This is a genomic window from Actinoplanes sp. M2I2 (assembly GCF_023544445.1).
In the GTDB taxonomy this organism is placed as follows: Bacteria; Actinomycetota; Actinomycetes; order Mycobacteriales; family Micromonosporaceae; genus Actinoplanes.
The window spans coordinates 37,350-49,578 of the sequence record NZ_JALPVJ010000015.1 but is presented as its reverse complement, the minus strand read 5'-3'; the positions used below and the strand labels follow the sequence as shown (position 1 = coordinate 49,578).

At 69.7% G+C, this 12,229-nt stretch carries 12 protein-coding genes; 11 read left to right on the top strand and 1 reads right to left on the bottom strand.

Annotated elements, in window-relative coordinates; genetic code table 11:
• The first annotated feature begins 6 nt into the window (after window positions 1-6).
• The 11 genes from HJC40_RS28885 (at window position 7) to HJC40_RS28835 (ending at window position 11,744) form a co-directional block, all read left to right on the top strand.
• Window positions 7-711, top strand: a complete 705-nt coding sequence (locus HJC40_RS28885; RefSeq protein ID WP_250005813.1) for a tetratricopeptide repeat protein — start codon at window positions 7-9, stop codon at window positions 709-711.
• 63 nt (window positions 712-774) lie between these two features.
• On the top strand, window positions 775-1,170 hold the full coding sequence (locus HJC40_RS28880) for a hypothetical protein (RefSeq protein ID WP_250005811.1): 396 nt from the start codon (window positions 775-777) through the stop codon (window positions 1,168-1,170).
• A gap of 81 nt (window positions 1,171-1,251) precedes the next feature.
• Window positions 1,252-1,926: a DUF6766 family protein gene (locus HJC40_RS28875; RefSeq protein WP_250005809.1), complete on the top strand. Its 675-nt coding sequence runs from the start codon at window positions 1,252-1,254 to the stop codon at window positions 1,924-1,926.
• A gap of 109 nt (window positions 1,927-2,035) precedes the next feature.
• Entirely contained in the window at window positions 2,036-3,457 is a 1,422-nt protein-coding gene (locus HJC40_RS28870) for an Hsp70 family protein (RefSeq protein ID WP_250005807.1), read from the top strand.
• A 9-nt stretch (window positions 3,458-3,466) separates the two neighbouring features.
• The gene (locus tag HJC40_RS28865) at window positions 3,467-4,372 is read left to right on the top strand and encodes a TIGR03619 family F420-dependent LLM class oxidoreductase (RefSeq protein WP_250005805.1); all 906 of its coding nucleotides are present in this window, start codon (window positions 3,467-3,469) and stop codon (window positions 4,370-4,372) included.
• 608 nt (window positions 4,373-4,980) lie between these two features.
• Entirely contained in the window at window positions 4,981-6,003 is a 1,023-nt protein-coding gene (locus HJC40_RS28860) for an ABC transporter permease (protein ID WP_250005803.1), read from the top strand.
• Window positions 6,004-6,034: 31 nt separating this feature from the next.
• On the top strand, window positions 6,035-7,777 hold the full coding sequence (locus HJC40_RS28855) for an ABC transporter substrate-binding protein (RefSeq protein WP_250005801.1): 1,743 nt from the start codon (window positions 6,035-6,037) through the stop codon (window positions 7,775-7,777).
• Between the two features lie 157 nt (window positions 7,778-7,934).
• Window positions 7,935-8,912, top strand: a complete 978-nt coding sequence (locus HJC40_RS28850; RefSeq protein WP_250005799.1) for an ABC transporter permease — start codon at window positions 7,935-7,937, stop codon at window positions 8,910-8,912.
• A gap of 49 nt (window positions 8,913-8,961) precedes the next feature.
• A complete protein-coding gene (locus tag HJC40_RS28845; RefSeq protein WP_250005797.1) occupies window positions 8,962-10,050 on the top strand; it encodes an ABC transporter ATP-binding protein in 1,089 nt (362 codons plus the stop codon).
• A gap of 12 nt (window positions 10,051-10,062) precedes the next feature.
• The gene (locus tag HJC40_RS28840; RefSeq protein WP_250005795.1) at window positions 10,063-11,121 is read left to right on the top strand and encodes an ABC transporter ATP-binding protein; all 1,059 of its coding nucleotides are present in this window, start codon (window positions 10,063-10,065) and stop codon (window positions 11,119-11,121) included.
• Window positions 11,122-11,126: 5 nt separating this feature from the next.
• A complete protein-coding gene (locus tag HJC40_RS28835; RefSeq protein WP_250005793.1) occupies window positions 11,127-11,744 on the top strand; it encodes a carbohydrate-binding protein in 618 nt (205 codons plus the stop codon).
• 72 nt (window positions 11,745-11,816) lie between these two features.
• Here the strand turns inward: HJC40_RS28835 and HJC40_RS28830 are convergent, their stop codons facing one another.
• Window positions 11,817-12,200, bottom strand: a complete 384-nt coding sequence (locus HJC40_RS28830) for an Hsp20/alpha crystallin family protein (RefSeq protein ID WP_250005791.1) — start codon at window positions 12,198-12,200, stop codon at window positions 11,817-11,819.
• Window positions 12,201-12,229: the final 29 nt, after the last annotated feature.

The window sequence follows — 12,229 nt, the reverse complement described above, 5'->3', positions numbered from 1 at the left end:
GCGTCCATGGAGACCGCGGCGACTCTGCTGGCGGCGGGCACGGAGGCCATGCTCGAGGCAGCGTTCCGCACGGGCGACTTCCTGCCCGCCTGGCAGATGATCGAGGGCGCCCGCCGGCTGGCCTGCGACGTCGGCCAGCCGGTCGAGGAGGCGGCTGCCCTGACCAGACTGGGCCTGCTGGCGCACTTCGCCGCGATCGGCGGCGACCTGACCCGGGCCGACTGGGCCACCGAGGAGCAGTTGTTCACCGCGGCCCTGCGCATCCAGCGCGAGGTCGGCGACGCGTCGGGCGCCGCCGAGTCGTTGTTCGGCCTGGGATTGGTGCACCAGGTGCTGCGCGGCGACTGGGCGACCGCGATGCCGTTCTACACCGAGGCGCTGGCGCTGGCCGAGAGCTACGCCGACGAGATGGTGCGCTCCGAGGTTCACCGGCACATCGGCTTCTTCCATGTCTTCGTGGCCGGCGACGCCGAGCGCGGGCTGCGCCACCTGCGCCGGTCGCAGGTGCTGCGCGAGCGCCACGGCGACCCGCGGCGGATAGCCACCGGCACGCTGGCGCTGGGCGAGGCCGAGCTGGCCACCGGGAACGTGCCCGAGGCCCGGCGCCTGCTCCGCGAGGCGGTGCACCAGGCCCGTCAGGCCGGCCTGACCCCGCAGCGGATCGGCTGGGCCGAGCACGCGCTGGCCGACGCCGAACGCGCCGCCGCGTGACCCGTCCGGGGCTTCGTCCCAGGGATCATGCATAGCTGCTCAAAATCGGGGGATGCCGCGGCGGTGATCCGCTTACGATGCCTCACTGCGGCGTTCCTCGTGTGGGCAGTCGCGGGATGTTCCTCGGTCGGCGACCGGGAGGCCGCCGCTTCCGAAGTTGCCACCCGGCTGCACGCCGCGGTCGACGCCGGCGACGGTGCGGCGGCCTGTGCGATCCTCGCGCCCGGCACGGTCGAGTCCGTCGCCGAGGACGAGCCGTGTCCCGAGGCGATCCTCGACAAGGACCTGCCCCGGCCCGGCACCGTGGTCGAGACGTCGGTCTACGGGCAATGGGCGCAGGTGAAGCTGAGCGACGACACCGTCTTCCTGGGCGCCTTCCCGGGTGGCTGGCGGGTAGTGGCGGCCGGCTGCACGCCGCAGGCGAGCCGGCCGTACGACTGCACGGTCCAGGGGGAGTGAGATGCGCGCGCTGTTCGTCCTGCTGCTGATCGTCGTCGCCGCCGGCCTGGTGTACTTCACGGCGCTGGGGGTGCTGCACCGGTGAAGCGCTTCGTGCGGGACAACGCCATCGGGCTGGTCTTCGGTCTGCTCTTCCTGATCGTGCTGATCGGGCAGGCGTTCGCCGGTCTGGCCGTGTTCAACGAGATGCAGCGGGGCACCGGGCTGCCCGACGTCTCCTTCTGGCGCTACGTCACCTCGGCCAGTTTCGGCGCCGACGTGGCCGAGAACTGGCAATCGGAGTACCTGCAGTTCTTCCTCTTCATCATGCTGACCGTGTGGCTGCTGCAGAAGGGGTCGCCGGAGTCCAAGGCGCTCGACAAACCGGGCCGGGAGACCGACGAGGAGCAGAAGATCGGCCGGTTCGCCGACGACGACTCGCCGAAGTGGGCCCGGACCGGTGGCTGGCGCACCCGGATCTTCTCCAGCTCGCTGGGCCTGGTGATGGGTCTGATCTTCCTGGGCTCCTGGTTCGCGCAGTCGGTCGCCGGGGTGGCCGCCTTCAACGAGGAACAGCTCAGCGAGTTGCAGGACCCCGTCTCGTGGGGGCAGTACCTGCTCGCGGCCGACTTCTGGGACCGCACCCTGCAGAACTGGCAGTCCGAGTTGCTGGCGGTCGCCTCGATGGCGATCCTGGCGATCTATCTGAGACAGCGCGGGTCGTCGCAGTCCAAGCCGGTCGGCGCGCCGCACGACGCGACCGGCGTCGAGGGTTGAGGGACCTGTCCAGCGTCAGTCGGATGTCCGACGGATCGATCGCGCTCGTTTCGGCCGGGTCGTTGCCGTGACGCTCAGCACCCGGAACTGCTGGTCACAGGGGGTGGGCTTGACCGAGCTTCCCGACGCGTACTCCTCTTTCCATCGTGTGGTCGGGATCGACCTCGGCACCAGCTCGTGCGCGATCTCGGTGTGGGACGGCGCCAAGTTGCAGGTCGTCCGGTGCCCGACCGGCGCGCCCACCATGCCGGCTTCGGTGGGCCAGGACAGGTCCGGTCACGTGGTCGCCGGGGTGCCGCCGGCCGGCGACCCGGAAAATGTGATCGCCGGCATCAAGCGCCGGCTGGGCAGCGGCGACCGGGTCCGGTTCCGCGGCCGCACCTATCTGCCCCGCGACCTCTGCGCCTTTCTCCTGATCGAGCTCAAACGGCAGGCCGAGGCCTTCGTCGGCGAGCTGATCCACGACGCCGTGATCACTGTCTCGGCCGCGGCCGGCGAGGCGCAGCGGCGGGCGCTGCGCGAGGCGGCCGGGCTGGCCCAGCTCAACGTGCGCCGGCTGGTGGAGGATCCGGTGGCCGCCGCGATGGTGCTCGGCGTGGACGCCCCGCCCGGCACCTACGCGATCTACGACCTCGGCGGCGGCACCTTCGACGCCTCCGTCGTGCGGGTCGCCGACGGCACGGTCGAGGTCCTCGGCACCGCCGGCGACCAGCTGCTCGGCGGCGACGACTTCGACGAGCTGATCGTCGGCCACGTGCTGCGCCAGATCCGCGAGCGGCACCACGTCGACCTCAGCCAGGACAGGGCCATCCGGCAGCGGGTGCGGTGGGAGGCCGAGATCCGCAAACGTGAGCTGTCGACGGCCGACACCACGACCCTCGAGCTGCCCGTGCTGACCGCCACGGTCAGCGCCAGTGTGCCGCTGAGCCGGCGGGCCTTCGAGGCGATGATCGAGCCGGACGTGCAGCGCTCGCTCGACCTGCTCAGCGAGGCGATCGCGGCCGCGCGCGCGGCGCACGGCGTGGGCTGGGGCGACATCGACCAGGTCGTGCTGGCCGGCGGGTCGACCCGGATCCCGGCGATCCGTGAGCGGCTGGCCGCCTACCTGGGCTGGGGCGCGGCCCGCATCCGCACCGACCTCGACCCGGATGAGATGGTCGCGCGCGGCGCCGGGCTGGTGGCCCGTGACTACGAACCGGCGTCGCTGTTCGAGGGCTCACCGGTCGGTCTGTTCAGCGCCAGCCTGCGGTTGCGGGCCGAGATGGCGGTGCCCGAGACCGGTCCCGCGGCCGACGAGCCGGCCGAGACCCCGGACCAGCCCGGCCCGGCCGGCCCACCCGCCGAGACCCCGGCCGACTTCCGCCGCGTCGCCGAGGCGGCCTACATGCTGCTGTTGCAGGACGGGGAGCTGACCGAGCTCGAGGCGGCGTACGACGTCTTCATCGCGGCCGTCCAGGCGGCGGCGCCGGACTCCCGCCTGGCCGAACTCGGCCGGGCACTGAGCGCCGAGTACGACCGCGTCGCCCGTTAGCCTGGCCTGATGCTGATCAGTTGCGGGGCTCCGGTGGCGGGGGCGTGGGCCGATCCGGAGTCGTTGAGCCGGTTCGCCGAACGGGCCGAGCGGCTCGGTTATCACGGACTGTGGTCGTTCCAGCGCCTCCTGGTGGGGGCCGAGCAGCGCCTGGCCCCGGTCTATCAGAGCGTGCTCGATCCGCTGATCGCGCTGACCTGGGCGGCCGCCCGCACCAGCACCATCCGGCTCGGCGTCGCCGTCATCAACATCCCGTACGTCTCCCCGGCTTACCTGGCCAAGCAGGCCGCCACCCTCGACCGCCTCTCCGGCGGCCGCCTCGATCTCGGGCTGGGCACCGGCTGGTCCGAGCCCGAGTTCACCGCCACCGGCTCCGCCCCCAGCCCGCGGGGCCGGCGCATGAGCGAGTACCTCGAGGTGCTGCGCACGTTGTGGAACGACCCGGTGGCGTCGTTCGAGGGCGAGCTCTATCGCGTCCCACCGAGCACGATGGCGCCGCCGCCGGCGCAGCCGGGCGGTCCGCCGGTGCTGCTCGGGGGCACGGCCGACGTCGCGCTGCGCCGGGCCGGCCGCCTGGCCGCGGGCTGGGTGAGCAGCAGCCGGCTGACGTTCGAGGAGATCGGCCGCGGCACTCAGATCGTGCGGCGGGCCGCCGAAGAAGCCGGGCGTGATCCCGATTCCGTCCGGATCGTCGTGCGCGCCGTCGTGCGGGCCGGCCGGCGTGACGACGCCGTGCCGCTGTCCGGCGACTGGGCCCAGATCCGGGGCGGCGCCGAGCTGTACGCCGAGGCCGGCGTCACGGAGCTGTTCTACGACCTCAACTGGGACCCGCTGATCGGGGCGCCGGACGCCGACCCGGGCGTGGCCCGCGAGCGGGCCGAGGAGATCCTCACCGCGCTGGCTCCGGCCGGCTAAGACGGGCTTCGAAGTGTGCAATGGGCCCGAATGGAGACCCGATTCGTTATCGGAATGGCCGCTGTCGTCGTATGGCGGCCTTTCCCGGCCCTACGCCGCGTAGTCCGGGGGACACATCCGAGCGCGGGAGATCACCGTCGAAGCGCGCTCTGCCGGGCGGGATCGCCGTCGATACGGCCCCGTAATCGCGTATGTGCCGAAGATCTTGCGTCGCCGGGCGATCCCCGCCGTAGAAACCGACGGTGCCGTCAGCCAAGATCGACACCCTCGGGAAACGGGGACGAAACAGCGGGCGGCCGGGCGGTGGGGCCGACTTTGATAACTTTGCGCAACAGTACGATTGCCCACGGGTATTTCATTCCGGACATTGGAGGCGAAGGTGATCGTCGTTATGGGCGATTCACGGGTTAAACTCCCGCTTCGCACCCGGCGGGGGAGGGGCCGGCTGTGACATCAGCCATCCACGACTTTCAGCGGGCTGTTATTCATTCGATGCGTCAACTCATTTCCTACGCCCGAGATCCGGGCTACCTTTCCCAGCGCAGCATCCGAATACCTCTCACGCACGGCGTATGCGAGGTGTGTCGTCCGATGGAGGTGACCGACGCTTGGAACCGCTGATCGAAGAGGCCGAGCTCGCCCGCAAGGGTGCGCCGACCGACGCGATTGCAGCGCCGACCGGCGAGGCTGTGAAGGTGGAGACCCGCCGGAAGTCGCCGACCCAGATCGCCCTGGCGCGCCTGCGCAAGGACAAGGTCGCGGTCATCTGCGCGTGCATCTTCGTCTTCTTCGTCCTGATCGCCATCTTCGCGCCGCTGCTCGCGAAGCTCGAGGGTCAGGACCCGACGACGCTCAACCAGGACCTGATCGACCAGTACGGCTACCCGACCATCGCGCCCAACGGCGAGCACTGGTTCGGTGTCGAGCCGCGCCTGGGCCGCGACCTGTTCGCGCGCTGGGTCTACGGCGCCCGCCCGTCGCTGATCGTCGCCGGCTCGGTCACCGTGGTCACCACGATCGTCGGGGTGACCGTCGGCCTGGTCGCCGGTTTCCTCGGCGGCTGGATCGACCGGATCCTGTCCTGGGTCATCGACTTCGTCCTGAGCCTGCCCTACCTGCTCTTCGCGATCGCTGTCCCGGCCGCGCTGCTGGCGGTGTTCGTCGGCAACAGCGAGGCCGCCGGCAACGACGAGGTCGCCAATGTGCGCTTCTACTCGCTCATCCTCGTGCTGTCCTTCTTCGGCTGGGCCAGCCTGGCGCGCCTGATCCGCGGCGAGGTGCTCACCCTGCGTGAGCGGGAGTTCATCTCCGCGGCCAAGGTGCTGGGCGTGCCGACCCGCAAGGTGCTCTTCAAGGAACTGCTGCCCAACCTGGTCGCGCCGATCGTCATCTCGGTCTCGATGGCCCTGCCGACCTACATCGTGACCGAGGCCGGTCTGACCTACCTCGGCGTCGGGCTCACCGAGCCGACGCCGTCCTGGGGCCTGACCATCTACGCCGCCCAGAACTGGTACCGGGCCGATCCGCTCTACCTGTGGATCCCGGTGGCCGCCATCACGATCCTGGTGCTCGCGCTGAGCCTGCTCGGCGACTCGATCCGTGACGCATTCGATCCCCGCACCCGACGGTGACGTGGTGACGTCCAGTATGAGAAGAGGAGAAATGGCAAGGCGATTCAACGTTGCCATTGCGGCCACCGCCGCTGTGGCGCTAGGTGTGGCCGGCTGCAGCAGCCCGTCGTCGAACAGCGACTCGCAGGGCGGCGGCGACAATAACAAGATCACGGCGCAGGTCAACGCGACCGACCCCAACGCCAAGGGGCCGGCCAAGGAGATCGAGGGAGCCCGCAAGGGCGGTGTCCTCAACGTCGTGGCTCAGACGACGCCGAACACCTTCGACCCGACGGACATCTACTACGTCGACTCGAACGAGATCGGCAAGACGATGTTCCGTACGCCGACCCAGTTCGACATCCGTGACGGCAAGGCTGTCCTCGTCCCGGACCTCACCGACCTGGGCACCCCGTCGGCCGACAAGCTGACGTGGACCTTCAAGATGCAGCCGAACATCAAGTACGAGGACGGCACCCCCGTCAAGGTCGAAGACCTCGCGTACTCGATCAAGCGGTCGTTCGCCCACGACATCTACGTCAACGGCCCGACCTACCAGCTGCAGTACTTCAAGGACGGCGACAAGTACAAGGGTCCCTACAAGGACGGCGACAACTACTCGGGCGTGGAGACCCAGGGCACCGACACCCTGATCATCCACTTGGCCCGTCAGTTCTCCGACCTGCCGTTCTACCTGACCTTCCCGGCGTTCACGCCGATCCCGAAGGCCAAGGACACCCGCCAGGACTACAAGAACAAGCCGCTGGCGACCGGCCCGTACAAGTTCAAGAGCTACCAGGCCGGCACCTCGCTGGTGCTGGAGAAGAACACCAACTGGGACCCCAACACCGACCCGGTGCGGCACCAGTACCTGGACGGTTACAACTTCCAGTGGGGCGCCGACGCGATCAAGTCGCAGCAGGCGGTGCTCAACAGCAACGGCCAGGACGCCAACTCGATCAACTACGACGAGCTGGACGCCTCGCTGATCCCGCAGCTGACCGGCGACAAGCGCGAGCAGCTGGTCCAGGGTCAGAGCTCCTGCACGATCGTGTGGCAGCTCGACACCCGGAAGATCCCGGCGGATGTCCGCAAGGCCGTCGCCAAGGCCTACCCGTACGACGCGCTCTACAAGGCCGCCGGCCTGAACGACTACGTCGCCGAGCCGGCCAGCACGGTCATGCCCCCCTCGGTTCAGGGCTACGAGAAGTACACCCCGGTCGCCGACCTGGCCGGCGCGGGCGCCGGTGACCCGGCCGCCGCCAAGGCGATGCTCGACGCGGCCGGCAAGGCCGGCTTCGAGCTCAGCTACTACTTCGACAACACCAAGCCGCTCACGCAGCAGGTCAGCCAGATCCGCAGCGACGCGCTCACCAAGGCCGGCTTCAAGGTCAAGGCGATCGGTGTCTCCACCGCCGATCTGCGCACCAAGAAGGGCGACTACGACGCCCCGGTCAACATGGGCCAGAGCCCGGCCGGCTGGTGCTCCGACTGGCCGACCGGTGGCTCCTGGTTCCCGGTGCTGTTCCAGACGCACAGCATCTCGGACGGCCAGAGCTGGGGCATGCTGAGCGACAAGGCCCTGGACAAGGAGATCGACGACATCGCCAACCTGCCGGCGGAGGAGTCGACCTCGAAGTGGGCCGCGCTCGACAAGAAGATCATGGAGCAGTACGTCGCCCTGCCGACGTACTACGACAAGCTGGCCGTCGTGAAGGGCACCAACGTCGGCACCACGGCCGGTGACCCGACCATGGGTATGCCGCTCTTCGTGAACATGTACCTGAAGAGCTGACGCACCAACAGCTGTAAATCGGGGTGGTCCGGCCTGCCGTCGAGCGGGCCGGGCCACCCCGCCGCAAGAATGAGAACTCCGGCGGCGCGGCTATCGACGCGTGTCCGATCGAATCCCCGGGAACCACCCCGGCGCCGTGATGAAAGAGGAGCAAGCGGTGCTGCTGTACATCCTGCGACGCGTCCTGAGCGCGATCTCCGTCGTGATCGTGACGCTGGTGGCCAGCTTCGCGCTGTTCTTCTTCGCGCCGACCGACCCGGCCGGCGTCATCTGCGGCCCCCGCTGCACGCCCGAGCGGGTCGCCGACATCGAGCAGAGCCTCGGACTCGACCAGCCCAAGGTCGAGCAGATCGCCCTCTACATGAAGGGCATCGTCGTCGGGCGGGAGTACTCCACCGGCGGCGTCGTCCGGCACTGCTCCGCGCCCTGCCTCGGCTACTCGTACACGCTGGGCCAGCCGGTGACCAAGCTGATCGCCGCGGCCCTGCCCGTGACCGTCTCCATCGTCATCGGCGGCGCGGTCGTCTATCTCCTCGTCGGCATCCTGAGCGGCACGATCGCGGCACAGGTACGCGGAACGTCGCTCGACCGGTTCATGGTCGGCACGACGCTGGTCGTCCAGGCCGTCCCGTACTTCGTCTTCGCCCTGCTGGTCGCCCTCTACGCCACGTTCCTGCCCGAATCGGGCTATCACCCGTTCCTGGACAACCCCTTGACCTGGGCCAGCGGTCTGCTCGCGGCCTGGCTGACGATCGGCGTCACCAACGCCGCCTCCTACACCCGATATTCGCGCGCCTCCATGATCGAGGCGCTCGGGCAGGACTTCGTCCGCACCGCGACCTCCAAGGGCATCAGCCGGCGACGCGTCGTCTACCGGCACGGCCTGCGCGCCGGGCTCACCCCGGTCGTCACCATCTTCGGCATCGACCTGGCCTTCCAGCTCACCGGCGCGATCTTCACCGAGAGCATCTTCGGCCTGCCCGGCCTCGGCCTGCTGACCCTGCGGGCGTTCGGGCAGTACGACCTCCCCGTGCTGATGGGCGGCGTTCTCATCGGCTCGGTGGTACTTGTTGTGATGAACCTCGTCGTGGACATCGTCTACACGTTCCTCGACCCGCGGGTGCGGCTCGGATGATCCCGGCCCCCACTCCGCAGTCCACCCCCCGCAGCACGAAGGCGGCAGCATGAGCGACCAGACCACCGGGGTCCCGCACACGGTGACCCGCGTCCCCCGCGAGGCGGCGGCCAACGAGGAGGCGTACCTCGAGGTCACCGACCTGCAGGTGCAGTTCCCCACGGCCGACGGCCTGGTGCGGGCCGTGCAGGGCCTGAGCTACTCGGTCCCGCTGCGCCGCACCCTGGCGATCGTCGGCGAGTCCGGGTCGGGCAAGAGCGTCTCCAGCATGGCGGTCCTCGGCCTGCACGATCGCAAGGTCGCCCGGATCAGCGGCTCGATCAAGGTCGGCGGCCGCGAGGTCGTCGGCATGAGCGACAAGGACCTCGAGGGTTACCGCGGTGGCGACGCCGCGATGATCTTCCAGGACCCGCAGTCGTCCCTGCACCCGTACTTCACGATCGGCAACCAGATCATGGAGTCGTACCGGACGCACAACAACGTCAGCAAGAAGGTCGCCAAGGAGCGGGCGATCGACATGCTGGGCCGGGTCGGCATCCCCAACCCGCGCCGGCGCGTCGACCAGTACCCGCACGAGTTCTCCGGCGGCATGCGGCAGCGCGCGATGATCGCGATGGCGCTGGTCAACGACCCGAAACTGCTGATCGCCGACGAGCCGACCACCGCGCTCGACGTGACCGTGCAGGCCCAGATCCTCGACCTGATCTCCGACCTGCAGCGCGACTTCGGCTCGGCGGTCGTCTTCATCACCCACGACCTCGGGGTGGTCGCCGAGATCGCCGACGACATCCTGGTGATGTACGCGGGCACCGCCATCGAGCACGGCCCGGTCAACAAGATCCTCGGTGAGCCCCTGCACCCGTACGCCTGGGGTCTGCTCGAAAGCATCCCGGCGCTCACCGGCGAGCCGCAGCCGCTGCACCCGATCCCCGGCTCGCCGCCCAGCCTGCTGGCCGTGCCCTCGGGGTGCCCGTTCCACCCGCGCTGCGAGTTCAAGGACCGCGTGCCCGACGACTGGTGCACCACGCTGCGGCCCGACCTGATCCCCCGGACGGCAGATCTGGGTCGCACCTCGCGGTGCCACCTCAAGGAACCCGACAAGGTCTTCGAGACCGAAGTCCTGCCCCGGCTGCCGTAAGGAACCAAGACGATGACAGCTGATACCACCACCGCCAAGTCCGGCATCCGCTCGGTGCCCGGGGCTCCGCTGCTCGAGCTCGACAACGTCAAGATGCACTTCAAGACCAAGGGTGAGGGCTTCCTGGCCCGCCGCACCCAGTGGGTGCAGGCCGTCGACGGGGTCGACCTGACCGTGCGGCCGGGCGAGACGATCGGCCTGGTCGGCGAGTCCGGCTGTGGCAAGTCGACGACCGCGCGCCTGATCACGCGGCTGCTCGAGCCCACCGCCGGCGAGATCCGCTACCAGGGTGTCGACATCGCGCACATGTCCGAGCGTCAGCTGCGCCCGTACCGCCGGGAGATCCAGCTGATCTTCCAGGACCCGTACTCGTCGCTGAACCCGCGGCACACGGTCGGCACGATCGTGGGCACCGCCCTGCGGACGCACGGCCTGGTCGCCAAGAGCGGCGAGCTGTCCCGGGTGCAGGAGCTGCTCGAGGTCGTCGGCCTCAACCCGGAGCACTACAACCGCTACCCGCACGAGTTCTCCGGCGGTCAGCGGCAGCGCATCGGCATCGCCCGCGCGCTGGCCGCCCGACCCAAGATCATCGTGGCCGACGAGCCCGTCTCCGCCCTCGACGTGTCGATCCAGGCGCAGGTGATGAACCTGCTGGAGAACCTGCGGGCCGAGCTCGGCATCGCGTTCGTCTTCATCGCGCACGACCTCGGTGTGGTGCGCCACTTCTGCGACCGGGTCGCGGTCATGTACCTCGGCCGCGTCGTCGAGGAGGGGCCGCGCGACGCGCTCTACGAGAAGCCCCAGCACCCGTACACGCAGGCGCTGCTCTCGGCCGTGCCGGACATCGGGGTGGTCCGCGGTGTCCCGCCGAAGAACCGGATCCGCCTGGTCGGCGACGTGCCGAGCCCGGTCGACCCGCCGTCGGGCTGCCGTTTCCGCACCCGCTGCTGGAAGGCTCAGGACATCTGCGCGACCGAGGACCCGGCCCTGATCGAGCGGGCCCCGGCCCAGCGGGTGGCGTGCCACTTCGCCGAGCCGCCCACCGAGTCGATTCTCGCGGAGACGGCCTGACCTTGGTGCCGCCACCCCGTCAATCCGTCTATCGCACCAAGGCCTACCGGGTCCGGCAGCGCTCGCTCTTCGCGCTCGCCGGGCTCGGCCTGCTGCTGGCCGGGTACGGCCTCGGCCGCTGGCAGGACAGCCCGGCCCCGGCCGTCGCTCTGCCGCCTGCCGCCGCGGTGACGCCGTCCACGCCCTCGGCCGAGTCGCCGCCCCCGACCGAGGCGCCCGAGCCGACGGTCTACCCGACGCTGCAGGCCGAGGCGGCCGACGACAACGTGGGCGCCCAGCCGCAGGACACCGAGGACGAGGGCGGCGGGCAGAACCTCGGCTGGATCTCCGACGGCGACCAGTTGCGCTTCGACGACGTCGACTTCGGGCCGGTCGCGGCGACCAAGCTCGACGTGCGAGTCGCGTCGGACCTCGAGGGCGGCCGCATGGAGATCCGGCTCGACCAGCCTGATCAGCCGCCGATCGGGACGATGAAGGTCACCCGCACCGGCGGCTGGCAGAGCTGGCGTACCGACCAGGTCGACCTCACGCCGACCACCGGCCGGCACACGGTCTACCTGACCTTCGTCCGCGAGGACGACGCCGAGTTCGTCAACCTCAACTGGCTGCAGTTCGTGCACTGACGACCGGCCCACGAAAAAGCCGCGCGGAGTCCGCGCGGCTTTTTTCGTTCGGCGGTTCTCACCGCTTCTCGGTCAGGCGGCGGCGGCCGCCAGTTCGCTCGTACGGGGCTCGACGACGACCGGAATGTTCAAGGTGACCACTCCGTTGTCGCACCGGGCCTCGAGACGATCGGTGTCCAGCGACTCGGACTCGCTCAGATCAACCTCGCGAGTCACCGGGCCCGCGGCCGGCGTACCGGTCGGGTCCGCGTCCGCACGGCGCTCCGCGCGAACGGTCAGGATGCCGTCGTCGACCGAGATGTCGATACCGGCCTTGTCGATTCCCGGCAGGTCGATGTCGACGTAGAAGGTCCCGTCGATCCGGTACGCGGCGAGCCGCGTCCCGGAGCGGGTGCTGTCGAACACGCGGCAGGTGAGCTGGTCGAGCTCCCGTACCGTCGCGCCGTGAGGCGACATGGTGGTTCCTCCAGGCGGAGTTCTTCTCT